Here is a 15,125-nt window from a genome sequence, read left to right on the forward strand (position 1 = left end):
CCTGCCGGCCGGAGAATTCCGGTGCATGCTGGATCACCATTTTCCGGGGGCCGCAGCCGCTGGCTGGGAGCCTGATGCGCCACCCCAGGATGCCGGTGCGCTGCCATGCGAATTCGCCGATCTGGTCGACATGCTGGAAGACGGCCACACGCCGGGCCAGTACGGCCCCGATGTCCATTGGGCCGCGCATGCGCTGGCGTCCGGCTGCTTCGGCCATACGCATCTGTGGCAGGACATGGGACTGTCGGGGCGCGACGAGGTATCGCTGCTGCTGCAGCAGGTCTTCGAGCCGGTATTCGCGGCCAACACCACCGAAATGAAGTGGAAGAAGTTCTTCTACCACCGGGTTTGCGAGCGGCTGGACATCCATCCGTGCCCGGAGCCGTCATGCGAGGGGTGCGACCACTACGTGGCGTGCCACGGGGCCGAGGCGGCCATCGTGGCGATGCAGCCGGTCATCCTGCGACCCGCCTGAATTCAGGCGCGGTCCAGTTCGCTGCTGTTCCACCAGGCTTCCAGCAGCGGCTGGAAACGGTCGTCGGGGGCTGGCGGAATGCGCGTGCTCTTGCGGGCCGGCGGCAACTGGCGGCCGGTCAGCTGATAGAAGACGGCGGCCGGCGGCGTGCCGGGGCCGTAGGGGACATGGTCGATCACGCTCATCTGCCGCGCGGCTTTCAAGGCACGCGTGGTTTCCTCGGCGGACAGGCCGCAGGCGTCGGCCAGCCCGTCACGGCGCACCGGGCCCTGACGCTGCAAACCTTCGATCAGCAGATGCACGCATTCGCGCGTATTCCTTTTCATGCCGCGCATTTTTCCGCACTGCCTGACACTTCACAATGACACTTGACACTTGTTTGCATTCGTCCGCTTGCAAGTGTGGCAAGGACGCAAAAATCACTTCAAATGCGTCGATTTAGGCACCCGGATAGCGTACCCCTTGCGCTGGCATCGATACTGTATAAACATACAGTATTCGACGAATTCCTATGCCCGCGCCAACTGCGCGTGGGCCCGGCACCCGATCATGATCCCAGCCCCGCATGGGCAGCCTTCGCTTCTGGCGGAAGACCATGCGCCCCCATCCCTCCCGCCTGCCGAGCCGCCTCGCGAATCGGTGCGCGAACTCGAACAGCGGTATCCCGGCCTGTGGCGTGCGGGCCAGCTGGGCCGTGCCGGCCGGCTGCCTGTCTGCCCGACCGGCTATGACGCCCTGACGGCCGAGTTGCCGGGTGGCGGCTGGCCGGCCGGCGCGGTGACGGAACTGCTGCTGACGCAGGATGGGGCGGGCGAATTGCGTCTGCTGATGCCGGCGCTGCGCACGCTGGCGGCCGGTGGCCGGCGCATCGCGCTGGTCAACCCGCCTTACCTGCCGAATGCGGGCGCACTGGCGGGCGCACTGGACGATGGCCGCCTGCCCGCACGGCAGCTCTACTGGGTGCGCCCGCCCGTGGCCGCCACGATGGCCTCGCAGCGCACAGACATGCTCTGGGCAGCCGAACAGATGCTGCGCAGCCAGGCATTTGGCGCGGTGCTGGTCTGGCTGGCCGGCGCGCGGCCCGAGGCGCTGCGGCGCCTGCAGGTGCTGGCGCAGGCCGGCGATACCGTGGTGTGGGTGCTGCGCCCGATGCGGGTGCTGCACGATTCGTCGCCGGCAGTGTTGCGGCTGGCGCTGTCGCCGCAGCCCGGCAACCTGATGTCGATCGTCTTCCACAAGCGGCGCGGCCCGGTGCGCGATACGCCGTTGCTGTTGCCACTCGAAGGCATGGCCCATGTGCCCCGGCGCACGGGCGTGCCTGCTGTTCCCACGCCCGCCGTTCCGGCGGGTATCGATCCGATTGCCCATGACGTACTGGATCGCGGTACATCTGCCGCGCCTGCCGCTGGACGCGCTGCAACCGAGCTGGCCTGAGCCCGCCGGCAGCCCCTCCGCGCATGGCAACGGTACGCTGCAACAACTGCCGGTGGCCGTGATGGCGCACGAGCGCGTGGTGCTGGCCAATGGCCCGGCCGCGGCGCTGGGCGTGTGCTATGGCATGCGGCGCGGCGGCGTGCAGGCATTGTCGGCCGACGTGGTGCAGCTCGAACGCGACCCGGCCGCCGAGACCGATCTGGTGACCTCGGTGGCGCTGACGCTGTTGCATTTCACGCCAGCCGTGACGATCGATCCGGAACCCGAATCGGCCACGGTGATGCTCGACGTCACGGCCAGCCTGCGCCTGTTCGGCGGGCATCGCGCGCTGTGCCGGGCGATCCGTACCCGCGTGCGGCAACTGGGCACGTTCGTGCAGATCGGCAGCGGCACCACGGCGCAGGGCGCGGCATGGCTGGCGCGCCAGCCGTTGCGCAAGACACCGCGCGGCATCGTCCGTCCGGCCCGGCGCGCGGTGCAGGCGCCGCGCATGGTGCGCCTGCTGGACCGCCTGCCCGTGAGCTGCCTGCAGGCGTACACCGATCCCGACTGGCTCGAAGGCGTCGGTTGCCACACGCTGGGACAGGTGCGGCAGTTGCCGCGCGCGGGTTTGTCGCGCCGCATCGGCACCGAACTGCTGGCGCGGCTGGACCAGGCCTATGGCAAGGCGCCTTCGGGCTTTGCATGGTTCGAAGCGCCGCCCGCGTTTGCGCAACGCATGGAACTGCCGGGCCGTATCGAATCGGCCGAAGGCGTGCTGGCCGGGGCGCAGCGGCTGCTGCTGGCGCTGTCGGGCTGGCTGGCGGCGCAGCAGGCCGGCGTGACGCGCTGCGTGCTGATGCTGGAACACGAGCGCTACCGGCTGGGCGAGGACACCGACAGCACGCCGGTGCCGCTGGCGCTGGCGCAACCGAGCCGCGACCCCGTACACCTGTCGAAGCTGCTGCGCGAAAAGCTCGACAAGGTGCGTTTTCATGCGCCGGTGGGCGGCCTGGGGCTGCGCGTGGAGACGATGGAAACCTGCGTGCCGCAGAGCGATTCGCTGTTTCCGGAGCCCGGCGCCGAACCGGCCGAACTGGGCCGGCTGCTCGATACGCTGGTGGCCCGCCTGGGCCGCGACAACGTGCTGCAGCCGCAGCCGCTGCCCGACCATCGTCCCGAACGCGCCAACCAGTGGTGCCCGGTGGGCGAGACGCCCACGCGTGCGCCGGCGGCGGGAGCCTTGCCGCCGGAGCGGCCGCTCTGGCTGCTGGAAGCGCCGCAGCCGCTGCGCGTGGAAAGGCATCGCCCCGTGTACCAGGGGCCGCTGGTCATGCTGACGCGCCCCGAACGCATCGAGGCCGGCTGGTGGGACGGCGGCCTTGCCACGCGCGACTATTTCATTGCCGAACGTGCCGACGGGCTGCGCTGCTGGGTCTATCGCGAACGCCCCGGCCGCCCCACGCGCGACGGGCAGGAAGACGGCGGCGAATACCGCTGGTTCCTGCACGGCCTGTTTGCCTGAGTGCCCGGGAGTTTGGCGATGTTGCCCGGATTGTCTTCCCTGCTGCCGTCGTTGCCCGACTATGTCGAGCTGCACTGCATTTCCAATTTCACGTTCCTGACCGGTGCGTCGCACCCGCAGGAACTGATCTCCCGCGCGTTCCAACTGGGCTACAGCGGCCTGGCGCTGACCGACGAGTGTTCGGTCGCCGGCACCGCCCGCGCGCACCACGCCATCAAGGTATTGCGCGAGGACATGTGGGAGGCCGTGGCCCGCAGCGCGCGGCGTCTGGCGGCGGGGCAGACCGCCGGGGAGGCCGACGACGTGGAGGACATCGTGGCCTTCGTCGAGGAGGACGGCGACGAAGAAGGCGAGGGCGATGAAGGGGGCGATGACGGAGAGGGGCACGGGGCGCCGGTCGACTTCGGCGAAGACGCCGATGCCGCCGCCCGCCGGCATGCGATGCTGGAAACGCTGGCCGCCGCGGCCGATGCGTTCAACCTGATCATCGGCAGCCGTTTCACGCTGACTGCGGACCCCGGCGGCACCATGCCGCCGCCCCGCCTGGTGTTGCTGGCGCAGAACCGCGAAGGCTTTGGCAATCTCAGCGAATTCATCACGCTCGGCCGCCGCCGCGCCGACAAGGGCAGCTACGTGCTGTATCCGTCCGATATCGCCGATCCGCAGCCCGACGAGCATCACCTGCGCGGCATGCCCGATTGCCTGGCGATCCTGTTGCCCGATTACTGCCCCGATACCGACGTGCTGCGCGCGCAGGCGCAGTGGTGCCGCGACGTGTTCGGCGATCGGGTATCGATCGCGCTGGAACTGCTGCAGGGTCACGCCGAAGCGCTGCACCGCGAGCGTCTGCAGCAGGTGTCGCGCGACACCGGGGTGCCGCTGGTGGCTACCGGCGCGGTCAATATGCACGTGCGTTCGCGCAAGCCGCTGTCCGATGTGCTGACCGCCATCCGGCTTGGTCAGCCGCTGCCCGCCTGCGGCATGGCGCTGGCGCCCAATGCCGAGGCTCACCTGCGCATGCGGCAGGTGCTGTCGCGGCTCTATCCGCGCGAGACGCTGGCGCGCACGCTGCATATCGCCGACCAGTGCCGGTTCTCGCTTGACACGTTGCGCTACGAATATCCCGAGGAACTGGTGCCCGATGGGCTGACGCCGATCGGCTATCTGCGGCAGGAGGTCGAGAAAGGCGTGAAGGCGCGCTTCCCGCATGGCCTGGAGCCCGAATGGGAAAAGCAGCTCGAAGGCGAACTCGAGCTGATCGAGGAGAAGAGCTACGAGCCGTTCTTCCTGACCGTCTACGACATCGTCAGCCATGCGCGCAGGCTGGGCATCCTGTGCCAGGGGCGCGGCTCGGCCGCCAATTCACTGGTCTGCTACTGCCTGCATATCACGGAGGTCAGCCCCGAGCAGGCCAACCTGCTGTTCGGGCGTTTCCTGTCGCGCGAGCGCGACGAGCCGCCCGATATCGATGTCGACTTCGAGCACCAGCGGCGCGAGGAGGTCATCCAGTACATCTACGACAAGTACGGCCGGCATCGTGCCGCGCTGGCCGCGTCGCTGATCACGTATCGCTCGCGCAGCGCGTTGCGCGACGTGGGGCGCGCGCTCGGCATCGATCCAGGTGTGGTGGAGCAGGTGGTCAAGGGCCAGGCGTGGTGGGACGGCGGCACCGCGTTCATCGAGCGGATCTCGCGCTACGGGCTCGACCCCGATTCACCGGCCGTGGGGCAATGGGCCAGCCTGACCGAGCAGTTGCGCGGCTTCCCGCGCCACCTGTCGCAGCATGTGGGCGGCTTTGTGATCGCGCGGCACAAGCTGTCGCGGCTGGTGCCGATCGAGAACGCCGCCATGAAGGATCGCAGCGTGATCCAATGGGACAAGGACGACCTGGAATCGCTGGGCCTGCTCAAGGTGGACGTATTGGCGCTGGGCATGCTGACCGCTATCCGCCGCGCGCTGGCGATGATCCCGAACCCCGAGCCCGAGCGCGCGGGGCTGCCCACGCGCATGGAAGACCTGCCCGAGACCGACGACGCCACCTACGCGATGATCTGCAGGGCCGACACCATCGGCGTGTTCCAGATCGAATCGCGGGCGCAGCAGTCGATGCTGCCGCGCCTGCAGCCGCGCCAGTACTACGACCTGGTGGTGGAAGTGGCTATCGTGCGGCCCGGCCCGATCCAGGGCGGCATGGTCCATCCGTACCTGAAGCGGCGCGAGGACCTGCGCCGCACCGGCAAGCTGCCGACCTACTTCAATGACGTGATCCGCCGCGTGCTGGGCCGCACGCTGGGCATTCCGATCTTCCAGGAACAGGTGATGCAGCTGGCTATCGAGGCAGCAGGCTTCACGCCCGGGCAGGCCGATCAGCTGCGCCGGTCGATGGCCGCCTGGCGCCGCCGGGGCGATCTCAAGAAGCACCAGGACGCGCTGGTGCGCGCGCTGACGTCACGCGGTTACCCGGAGGCATTCGCGCTGGCGATCTGCAAGCAGATCGAAGGTTTTGGGGAATATGGCTTTCCGGAAAGCCATGCGGCCAGCTTTGCCAAACTGGTCTATGTGAGCGCGTGGATCAAGTGCCACCACCCCGACGCATTCCTGTGTGCGCTGCTCAACAGCCTGCCGATGGGGTTCTATTCGGCATCGCAACTGGTGCAGGATGCGCGCCGTCATCTGGTGGAGACGCAGCCGGTGGACGTGACGATCAGCGGCTGGGAAAGCGCGCTGGAACCGCAGCGGCCGGGGCAGCGGTTTCGGGACGTACGGCTGGGCATGAATCGCGTCAAGGGCATGCGCGAGGCCGCCGCGCTGCGCATCGAGGCCGCGCGTGCCGAACGGCCTTTCGAAAGCGTGGAAGACCTGGCGCGCCGCGCCGGGCTCGATGCGCACGATATCGACGTGCTGGCCGCGTCCGACGCGCTGGTGTCGCTGGCCGGCCATCGGCGCCAGGCGCGCTGGCATGCACGTGGCGCGGCGGTGCAGACCGCCCATCGCGACCTGCTGCACGAGGCGCCGCCGCAGGAGCAGACACTGGCATTGCCCGAGCCGAAGATCGGCGAGGACGTGGCGGCCGACTATGCGAGCATGGGCCTGTCACTGAAATGCCACCCGCTGACGCTGCTGCGACGCCGGCTGAGCGCGCTCAAGTACCTTACCGCGCAGCAGCTGTCACGCCTGGGCAACGGCCGCCGCGTGCGCGCGTGCGGCATCGTGACGGTGCGTCAGCGTCCATCCACGGCCAGCGGCACGATCTTCACGTCCATCGAGGACGAAACCGGATCGATCAACGTGATCATCTGGCCCGACCTGGTCGAACGCCAGCGCAAGGAGGTGCTGGGTGCCACGCTGCTGGGCGTGATCGGCACCTGGCAACGGCAGGGCGACGTCAGGCACCTGGTGGCCCACGAACTGGTGGACCTGAGTCCACTGCTGGGCAGGCTGATGGTGGGGAGCCGGGATTTTCATTGAGAGGGCACGCCGGCCGTGCCCCCGACCGAACTCAGTCTCCCGTCGGCACATCCCGCTGCGGCTGCCCGTCGTAAGTCCACAGGAACTGCCGGGGGATCGGGCCCTTGTTGCGGCCGCCCTGTTGCGACTGCTCCCAGGCGTGCGACAGGATGCCCACCGAACGCGACAGGCAGAACAGCCCGCGCGCCAGCGGTGCCGGGAAGCCCAGTTCCGCGTAGATGACGGCGGTGGCGCCGTCGATGTTCATCGGGATCGGTTTCTCGCGGCCTTCGCCAAGCTTCTTTTCGACGGCGCGTGCGATGGCGGCAAAGCGGCCGGAGACCACACCGGCGTCGGCAGCCTGGTCCACCAGTGCCAGCAGGCGCGGGGCGCGCGGGTCCAGCGGGTGGAAGCGGTGGCCGAAGCCCGACACGAACTTGCCGTGCAGATCGCGGTAGTTCGCCAGTCCGGCGGCCACGGCGTCGTCGAACGGCACGCCTTCGTCGAAGCGTCGCGCGATATCCTGGTAAAGCTCCACGGCCTGCTCGCCGGCGCCGCCATGCACGTCGCCGAGCACGTTGACGGCCGAGGCCATCGCGTTGTTGAGCCCCACGCCGCAGGTGGCGGCCATGCGGGCGATGGCGATGCTGGGCGCTTGCGGGCCGTGGTCGACGGCGGCCATCAGGGCCGCGTCAAGCAGTTCGCCTTCGCGCTTCCCGGGCAGTTCGCCGCGCAGCATCAGCCAGATCATCTGGGCAAACGACACGTTGCCGATCAGCTGCTCGATCGGGTAGCCGCGGTAGCGGATCTCGCCGGGCTTCATGTCGATGATCTTCGTGCGCCACCAGTCCTGCGAGGCCTGCCGGCCGGCGTCCATCGGGAATGCTTCGCTCATAGTGCGCGCTCCTGTTTCAGGGTGGCGATGTCGTCGTCGGCGTAGCCGAGTTCGCCAAGAATGTCGTCGGTATGCTGGCCCAGCTGTGGCGGCGGGGTGTCCACCGACGGCGCCGTGCCGTTGACCTTGAAGCCCGTGCGGACCAGGCGGATGTCGCGGCCCACGCCAGGCACGTTGGCGAAGTCGCCGATCATGCCGCGATCCCGCACCTGCGGATGCGCAAGCACGTCAGGCACCTTCAGCACCGGACCAGCCGGCACGCCGGCCTCGTTCAGCAGCTGCCACCATTCGGTGGCCGGTTTCTTCGCCAGCTCGGCTTCGAGTTCGGCGGTCAGCGCGGTACGGTTGGCCAGGCGCGACTGGCGCTCGGCAAAGCGCGGGTCGCTGGCCAGGTCGGGCCGGCCCACCACACGGCACACGGCTTCGAACTGCTCCTGCTTGTTGGCCGCGATATTGAGCGGGCCGTCGCCGGTGCGGAACGTGCCCGAAGGGCTGGCGGTCATGTTCTCGTTGCCCATCGGCACCGGGTCCTTGCCCGCAACCAGGTGGTTCGACACCACCCAGCCCATCGTGGCCATGGTGGCTTCGAGCATCGACACGTCGAGGAAATAACCCTCGGTGCGGTCGCGGTCGGCCAGCGACGCGGCGATGGCGAACGCCGCTGTCATGCCGCCGATGGTGTCGGAAACCGGATAGCCCACGCGCAGCGGTGCGCTTTCCTTGTCGCCGGTAATGCTCATCACACCCGACATGCCCTGGATGATCTGGTCATAGGCGGGCAGGTCCGATAGCGGGCCGTCCTGGCCGAAGCCGGAGATCGCGCAGTAGATCAGGCGCGGATTCACCAGTTTCAGGTCGCTGTAGCCCAGACCCAGCCGGGCCATCACGCCGGGGCGGAAGTTCTCGACGACCACATCGGCGCTCTGCACCAGCTTGCGGAACACTTCCTTGCCGCGCGCATGCTTGAGGTTGATGGTGATCGATCGCTTGCCGGGGTTCTGCGCCAGGAACGACACGCCCATCAGGTTGCGGTTCAGCTCGGCGTCGGCGCCCAGCTGGCGCGCCAGGTCGCCGGTGCCCGGCGTTTCCACCTTGATGACCTCGGCGCCCATATGGGCCAGCTGGTGGCAGCAGAAGGGCCCGGCCAGCACGTTGGTGAGGTCGAGCACGCGGATATTGCGAAGCGGCTTGTACATACGGTCCTGCCAGGAAATGGTTAGTCGACGCGGATCAGTCGACGCGAGCGCCCGATTCCTTGACGATCGCGCCCCAGCGCGTGTTCTCGCTCTTGATGAAGGTAGCCAGCTCTGCCGCCGTGCCGCCGCGCGGCTCGCTGCCTTCGTCATGAAGCTTGGTGATGGTGTCCTTGTCCTTCAGCGCCTTGTTGACTTCGGCATTGAGCCTGGCTACCACGTCGGCCGGCGTGCCAGCCGGTGCCACCAGCGCCTTCCAGTCCTCGGCCTGGAAACCGGCATAGCCCTGTTCCGCCACGGTCGGCACGTTGGGCAGCAGCGCCACGCGCCTGGCCGACGTCACCGCCAGCGCGCGCAGCTTGCCGGCCTTGATCATCGGCATGGCGATGGGCGGCGTGGCGAAATAGAAATCGGTCTGGCCGCCCATCAGGTCGGTCAGCGCGGGCGATGCACCCTTGTATGGCACGTGCAGCGCCTTGATGCCGGCGCGGCGCTGGAACATCTCGCCGGTCAGGTGGCCCACCGTGCCGGTCCCGGCCGATGCCATCGACAGCTGCTTCGATTTCGCGGCGGCCACCAGATCGGCCAGGTTCTTGTACGGCGCATCCTGGCGCACGATCAGCACCACCGGTTGCGCCGCCACCAGCGCCACGGGCGTGAAGTCCTTCAGCGCGTCATACGGCATCTTCGGGTACAGCGTCGGGTTGATCGCCAGGTTGGCCGTCTGGCCCATGCCGATCGTGTAGCCGTCGTTCTTCGCCTTGGCTACGAGATCCAGGCCGATATTGCCGCCCGCGCCGGCGCGGTTTTCCACCACCACGGTCCACTTGGTGGCGATGCCCACCTTGTTGAACACCAGGCGCGACAGCACGTCGGTGCCGCCCGCCGGCGGGAACGGCACCACCAGGCGGATCGGCTGGGCAGGGTAGGCATCGGCGGCAATGGCCGGGCCAGCCAGCAGCGCGGGGGCGGCGGCGATAGCCAGCAACGTGTAGGCGAACTTGCGGCGCAAGGGCAGACGGGTCATGCGTGTCTCCATTTCTTGTGTTCTATAAGATAGAACGACGATCTTAAAGAAGGAATGATCGTGAGAATAGGAGCGATGGGGAGGGCTGTCAAGCCGGGCCTTGTCAGGGTAAGGAATCTGAAAGGCGAACGCTCGCCCGGCACCGAATCCGCAGTGGATCAGGGAGCACCTGGCGTTGGACGGACTGGCGTGGGTGTGCCTTCCTCTGCCGCATTCGCGGAAGAGGTGGAGAGCAACAGGAGGGAGGAAAAGCGGAGGCGGTGCCGCCTTCAGGCGGCGGCGAGTTCCGGCAATGCGAACCCGGCGCCCACGGCCTGGCGGGCCCCCGCCAATGCCTTCTTCGCGATCGACGCGTCGCGCCCCAGCCGCAGCAGGCCGCCGATCTGGTGTGGCGCCTTCAACAGGCCGCGAATGATCGCGCCCACGTCGGTACTGCCGTCGGCTGCCATGCCGGCGAATGCCAGCGGTGGCACGGCACGGTCGGCGGGGTCGATCACCACGCGCAGCGCGGCGAACGGGATGCCCAGCGCCTGGGCGGCGCGTGCGGCGATATGCGATTCCATGTCGACGGCCAGCGCGCCGTGCGCGTCGTGGAGTGCGGTCTTGTCGGCCACGGTCAGCACGGGAGTGTCCGAGCCGGCCAGCAGGCCGCTTTCGGCGTGGGGCAGCGCGCGTCGCAATGCCGCGGTCCAGTAGGGTGCCGTGCTGTACGACGTCTGACCGCTGCGCACGGCGGTAGCCACGATGACGGCGCCGGGCGGCAGCGTGGGATCGAGCCCGCCGGCCACGCCAAAGCTGATGACGCCGGCGCAGCCCTGCATCAGGCGCACATCCAGCGCGCGCGCCAGCATCACGCCGCGCTGGCCGAACAGCGTCTCCACATCGGGGCTGGCCGCGATGCGGGCTTCGAAATCCATCCCGCAGACCACCAGCACCGGCGACTGCGGGGAAGCCACGGCGCTCACAGACCCCACGCCACGGCGTGGTTGCCGTCGCGCAGCAGGTTGCGGAAGCGCGCCAGCGCCCAGAGCGGGAAAAAGCGCGAATAGCCGTGGTAACGCAGATAGAACACGCGCGGGAAGCCCACCGCGGTGAAATAGGGTTCGTCCCAGAGGCCATGGCTGGCCTGGGTGCGCAGCAGGTATTCCACGCCGCGCGCCACGGCCGGGTGATCGCCGGCGCCGGCGGCCATCATGCCCAGCATGGCCCACGCGGTCTGCGATGCGGTGCTGGGCGCCTTTTCGTAGCCGTGGTATTCGAGCTTGTAGCTGTCGCCCGATTCGCCCCAGCCGCCATCGGCGTTCTGGATCGATGCCAGCCATCGTGCGGCGCGTTGCATTTCGGGTGCGTCGGCACCGATGCCGGCGGCGTTGAGGCCGCACAGCGCGCTCCACGTGCCATAGATATAGTTGGTGCCCCAGCGGCCAAACCAGCTGCCGTCGGCTTCCTGTTCATCCAGCAGGTAGCGCAGCGCGCGTGCCGCCGGTTCGCTGTTGGCCGGCATCTGGCCCAGCTGGCACAGCATGGCCAGGCAGCGTGCGGATACGTCGGCGGTGGGCGGGTCCAGCAGCGCGCCGTGATCGGCGAACGGAATATTGTTCAGGTAAAGGTGCGTGTTCTCGGGCTCGAACGCTCCCCAGCCGCCGTTGCCGCTCTGCATGCCGATGACCCACTCGCAGGCGCGCGCAATGGCGGGCGTGTAGCGGTTCGAGCAATCGCCGCGCTCGGCGCGGTCCATCGCGGCAGCCACCACGGCTGTGTCGTCCACGTCGGGGTAGTGCGCATTGTTGTACTGGAATGCCCAGCCGCCCGGCCGCACGTGCGGGCGCCGCACGGTCCAGTCGCCGCGCAGTTCCAGTTCCTGGAGCGGCACCAGCCAGTCCAGCCCGCGCGAAGCCGCGGCAATCGCGCGGGGTTCGCCCACTTCCAGCAGGGCGTGGGCGGCCAGCGAGGTGTCCCATACCGGAGACAGGCACGGCTGGCAGTAGGCTTCGTCGTCGCGCACCACCAGCAGCTTGTCGATGGACTTGCGGGCAATGGCGCGGTCGGGATCGTCGGGCGGCACGCCCAGCACGTCGAACATCAGCACCGAATTGACCATTGCCGGGAAGATCGCGCCCAGGCCATCCTCGCCGTTGAGACGTTCGACGGTGAACGCGCGGGCGCGCTCGATGGCCCGCTGGCGCATGCTGCGCGGAAACAGCGGTTCGGCCATGCGCACCACGGCGTCGAGCGCACGGAACACGCCCACCCACAGCGGGCTCTGGTGCGGCGCGCGGCGCGGCAGGCGCGCTGCCTGGCACGGCCGCACGAACAGTTCGTCGATGCCGATCTTGCGCGGGTTGCGCGCCTGCGGCCGCAGGCTGTTCAGTACCAGCAGCGGCACGATGACCGTGCGCGCCCAGTACGAGACCTTCGACAGGTGGAACGGAAACCATTCGGGCAACAGCATGATTTCCACGGGCATCATCGGCACCGCCTGCCACGGCATCACGCCGTACAGGGCCAGCAACGTGCGCGTGAACACATTGCTTCCCTCGGCACCGCCCATCGCGTGGATGCGGCCGCGTGCCCGGCGCATATGCTCGGCTTCGGGGTCGTCGCCGGCCATCTTCAGTGCGAAATACGCCTTGACGCTGGCGCTGACGTCGGACGCGCCAGCGTGGAACAACGGCCAGCCGCCGTCGGCATTCTGGATGCGGCGCAGATAGGCGGCGATCTTGCCTTCGAGCACCAGGTCGGGTGTCTCGCCCAGGTAATGCACCATCAGGATGTATTCGGCCGGGATGGTGGCATCGGCTTCGAGCTCGTAGACCCAGTGGCCGTCGTCCTGCTGCTGCGCCAGCAGCGTATCCACGGCATGCGCGATGCCGTCGTCGAGCGGGTCGGGCAGAGACGCCTCGGTGGAGCGCCGGTTCAGCGCGTCGTCATGAGGGCGGGTGATCGTTGCAGCCTGGTTCATCTATTCGGGGGCACTTCTCTCATGGCGATGCGGCGGCCACGGCCGCGTGCATCACATCGGCAAAAAACACGGGGTCACGCAATGGCATGCCGCAGCACGATCCAGGCAAGCTTGGCCTTGTTGACGCGCACCCGCGTGCGCGGGGCCAGCCAGCCACGGGCCAGCAGGCGCGTCAGGATCTCGTGATAGACCTCGTACATGATGCGCGGCGAGCGCACCACGCGCGACGGGCAGCGCGCCATGATGGCGGCCGACGCGTCGTAATGCGCCTGGGCGTCGCGGGCGATGCCGCGGCAGACCGTATCGATCGCCGGATGATCAATCACGGCACGCGGGGCGCCGGACGGGATGCCGGCGGCGGCCAACGCCTCGGCGGGCAGATAGAGCCGGCCGATCTCGGCGTCCTCGTCCAGGTCGCGCAGGATATTGGTCAGTTGCAGCGCCCGGCCCAGGTGATGGGCCAGTTCGATGCCCGGTTGTTCTTCCAGGCCGAACACCCGTACCGCCAGGCGGCCCACAGCACTGGCAACGCGGTCGCAATACAGGTCGAGCGTGGCCGCATCGGGCGCCACGATCGTGCTGACGACGTCCATGATCATGCCGTCGATGACGGCATTGAAATCCTGCTGCTGCAGATTGAACGCCTTGATCTGTTCGTCGAGCGAGCGCAGCGCGGCGGGTGCGTTGCCCGCATAGCAGGCGGCGATGTCCGCGCGCCAGTCTTCCAGTGCTGCCAGGCGGTCGGCGTGCTGGGTATCGCCGTCGGCGATGTCGTCAACGGCACGGCAGAACGCGTAGATTTCGAACATGGCCTGCCGCTGCGACGGCGGCAGGATCCGCATGGCGGTATGGAACGAGCTACCGGAAGACACGGTGGGTCCGGCGAGCGGAGCGCCAGGCGTTGCGATTTCAGTACCGGCCACGGGTTTCCTCGGCACGCTAGATGTCAGGCGGTCTATGGGAAGCCGCCCGGTTTCGGGTTTTTCAGGGTCGGGCGATTATAGCAACATCACCGATTCGGGGTATTTGTGGATGATGAGCCACCCGGGGCGGGGTATCGCACGTACGGTACGCCACGTGACGGCGTCGCGGTAGTCTGGTCGATCACCTTCTCTACGTCGGGTATTTCACGCATCGCGGCCAGGAATGCCGGCCGGTTGAAACCGGCGCCCACGCAGCCTTGCACGGTCAGCCAGCGGCCGCGCACCATGATCCAGAGCGAACTGTCTTGCCAGGCAGGCAGCGTACGGCGCAGGTCCTGCAGCCGCCGTTGCAGCGATTCGGCGATTTCGTTGTCGTACTGGTACGCATTCGCCAGCCGGCAGCGGCCTTCTGCATGGCAGTGGTTGCCTTCCTCGATGCGATGGTGAGCCTCGCGTTTCCATTCATCCTCGGAAACCCTTGGTCCGGCCGGTTCGGGGCAATCCGCGACGGCGCTTGAAACGCGCAGGAACGGATCGTTGCCAAAGTTGTGCAGCGATTGAGCATGCACGATTTTTGTCGCCACTATAAATAAGACGACAATTGGAATCCCGACAATCCATGCCATTCGCCTATTAATCGACCAACCGGTCGGAACGTCAGCAAGGCAATACATTATCGATCGGCATAAAAGCAGAAAGCCCCGCCGAAGCGGGGCTTCCCAGGCCAGATAATTGGCCCGGCGATTCAGGCTCAGAGAGCCTGGATCTTCGTGGCTTGCTCGCCCTTCTGGCCCATCGCCTTCACGTAGCGGACCTTCTGGCCTTCCTTCAGCGACTTGAAGCCATTGCCCTCAATCGCCGAGAAATGCGCGAACAGGTCGTTGCCGCCTGCGTCCGGGGTGATGAAGCCGAAGCCCTTGGCGTCGTTGAACCACTTAACGGTACCGGTTTCCATATTCCTATCCAACCTTGAATTTCAAATGAGCGTGATTGCCCGACCAAGCATGTTGCCCACAACGAACCGGAGCAAAAACGCTACAGGCCGGTGCACATGCGAGCAGTCATTCTGACGGTTTTTTTTCGCGTGTCAATCAGACTATGCCCCTAACGGTATTTCGGCATGCGAACAGCAGATATTAGAGATTTCTAGATCATTTGGGGATTTGTCTGACATCAGACTGATTCGCCTGGCAGTCCGACACGCATTTCCATATCTGTGGTACCGACAGTTCGTACGCAGCCGTAACCGCTGGCGGCACCACGCC

The 15,125-nt window shown here is 67.5% G+C and carries 13 protein-coding genes; 4 read left to right on the forward strand and 9 right to left on the reverse strand.

Features of this window, described 5'->3' with window-relative positions; genetic code table 11:
* Positions 1 to 475: nitrogen fixation protein NifQ (locus tag A9J21_RS15255; RefSeq protein WP_066737043.1), on the forward strand; the 475-nt coding region annotated here is incomplete at its 5' end.
* A gap of 2 nt (positions 476 to 477) precedes the next feature.
* Here A9J21_RS15255 and A9J21_RS15260 read toward each other — a convergent pair.
* Complete coding sequence (locus A9J21_RS15260) at positions 478 to 801, reverse strand: hypothetical protein (RefSeq protein ID WP_029051142.1); 324 nt, start codon at positions 799 to 801, stop codon at positions 478 to 480.
* Between the two features lie 223 nt (positions 802 to 1,024).
* Between A9J21_RS15260 and imuA the strand changes: the two genes are divergently transcribed.
* From imuA to A9J21_RS15275, 3 genes are read left to right on the forward strand one after another with little or no spacing between them, the layout of a single operon-like run.
* Entirely contained in the window at positions 1,025 to 1,909 is an 885-nt protein-coding gene (imuA, locus tag A9J21_RS15265; protein ID WP_066737047.1) for a translesion DNA synthesis-associated protein ImuA, read from the forward strand.
* A complete protein-coding gene (locus A9J21_RS15270) occupies positions 1,842 to 3,413 on the forward strand; it encodes a DNA polymerase Y family protein (RefSeq protein WP_066737049.1) in 1,572 nt (523 codons plus the stop codon). The genes imuA and A9J21_RS15270 overlap by 68 nt, the downstream gene beginning before the upstream one ends.
* 18 nt (positions 3,414 to 3,431) lie before the next feature.
* The gene (locus A9J21_RS15275) at positions 3,432 to 6,881 is read left to right on the forward strand and encodes an error-prone DNA polymerase (protein ID WP_066737051.1); all 3,450 of its coding nucleotides are present in this window, start codon (positions 3,432 to 3,434) and stop codon (positions 6,879 to 6,881) included.
* 31 nt (positions 6,882 to 6,912) lie between these two features.
* Here A9J21_RS15275 and A9J21_RS15280 read toward each other — a convergent pair whose 3' ends face one another.
* The 8 genes from A9J21_RS15280 to A9J21_RS15315 all read right to left on the reverse strand — a co-directional run bounded on the left by A9J21_RS15280 (position 6,913) and on the right by A9J21_RS15315 (position 14,815).
* Entirely contained in the window at positions 6,913 to 7,755 is an 843-nt protein-coding gene (locus tag A9J21_RS15280; RefSeq protein ID WP_066737052.1) for a citryl-CoA lyase, read from the reverse strand.
* On the reverse strand, positions 7,752 to 8,951 hold the full coding sequence (locus tag A9J21_RS15285; protein WP_066737054.1) for a CaiB/BaiF CoA-transferase family protein: 1,200 nt from the start codon (positions 8,949 to 8,951) through the stop codon (positions 7,752 to 7,754). The genes A9J21_RS15280 and A9J21_RS15285 overlap by 4 nt, the downstream gene beginning before the upstream one ends.
* A 34-nt stretch (positions 8,952 to 8,985) precedes the next feature.
* Positions 8,986 to 9,975 (reverse strand): tripartite tricarboxylate transporter substrate binding protein, encoded by a 990-nt coding sequence (locus tag A9J21_RS15290; RefSeq protein WP_082926442.1) that lies wholly within the window; start codon positions 9,973 to 9,975, stop codon positions 8,986 to 8,988.
* Between the two features lie 269 nt (positions 9,976 to 10,244).
* A complete protein-coding gene (locus tag A9J21_RS15295) occupies positions 10,245 to 10,931 on the reverse strand; it encodes a phosphorylase (RefSeq protein ID WP_255366026.1) in 687 nt (228 codons plus the stop codon).
* Between the two features lie 5 nt (positions 10,932 to 10,936).
* A complete protein-coding gene (gene shc / locus A9J21_RS15300; protein WP_066737059.1) occupies positions 10,937 to 12,937 on the reverse strand; it encodes a squalene--hopene cyclase in 2,001 nt (666 codons plus the stop codon).
* A gap of 74 nt (positions 12,938 to 13,011) precedes the next feature.
* Positions 13,012 to 13,860: a presqualene diphosphate synthase HpnD gene (gene hpnD, locus A9J21_RS15305; RefSeq protein ID WP_066737064.1), complete on the reverse strand. Its 849-nt coding sequence runs from the start codon at positions 13,858 to 13,860 to the stop codon at positions 13,012 to 13,014.
* An 86-nt stretch (positions 13,861 to 13,946) separates the two neighbouring features.
* The gene (locus tag A9J21_RS15310; protein WP_066737066.1) at positions 13,947 to 14,486 is read right to left on the reverse strand and encodes a BON domain-containing protein; all 540 of its coding nucleotides are present in this window, start codon (positions 14,484 to 14,486) and stop codon (positions 13,947 to 13,949) included.
* A gap of 125 nt (positions 14,487 to 14,611) precedes the next feature.
* Complete coding sequence (locus A9J21_RS15315; RefSeq protein ID WP_066737067.1) at positions 14,612 to 14,815, reverse strand: cold-shock protein; 204 nt, start codon at positions 14,813 to 14,815, stop codon at positions 14,612 to 14,614.
* Positions 14,816 to 15,125 lie beyond the last annotated feature (310 nt).

Source organism: Cupriavidus sp. D384 (assembly GCF_001652915.1).
Lineage (GTDB): Bacteria > Pseudomonadota > Gammaproteobacteria > Burkholderiales > Burkholderiaceae > Cupriavidus.

Excerpts from the sequence above, each read along its gene's own strand:
- A9J21_RS15260 (WP_029051142.1), bottom strand. The coding sequence starts at position 801 with ATGAAAAGGAATACGCGCGAATGCGTGCATCTGCTGATCGAAGGTTTG.
- imuA (WP_066737047.1), top strand. The coding sequence starts at position 1,025 with ATGATCCCAGCCCCGCATGGGCAGCCTTCGCTTCTGGCGGAAGACCAT.
- A9J21_RS15270 (WP_066737049.1), top strand. The coding sequence starts at position 1,842 with ATGACGTACTGGATCGCGGTACATCTGCCGCGCCTGCCGCTGGACGCG.
- A9J21_RS15275 (WP_066737051.1), top strand. The coding sequence starts at position 3,432 with ATGTTGCCCGGATTGTCTTCCCTGCTGCCGTCGTTGCCCGACTATGTC.
- A9J21_RS15280 (WP_066737052.1), bottom strand. The coding sequence starts at position 7,755 with ATGAGCGAAGCATTCCCGATGGACGCCGGCCGGCAGGCCTCGCAGGAC.
- A9J21_RS15285 (WP_066737054.1), bottom strand. The coding sequence starts at position 8,951 with ATGTACAAGCCGCTTCGCAATATCCGCGTGCTCGACCTCACCAACGTG.
- A9J21_RS15290 (WP_082926442.1), bottom strand. The coding sequence starts at position 9,975 with ATGACCCGTCTGCCCTTGCGCCGCAAGTTCGCCTACACGTTGCTGGCT.
- shc (WP_066737059.1), bottom strand. The coding sequence starts at position 12,937 with ATGAACCAGGCTGCAACGATCACCCGCCCTCATGACGACGCGCTGAAC.
- A9J21_RS15310 (WP_066737066.1), bottom strand. The coding sequence starts at position 14,486 with ATGGCATGGATTGTCGGGATTCCAATTGTCGTCTTATTTATAGTGGCG.
- A9J21_RS15315 (WP_066737067.1), bottom strand. The coding sequence starts at position 14,815 with ATGGAAACCGGTACCGTTAAGTGGTTCAACGACGCCAAGGGCTTCGGC.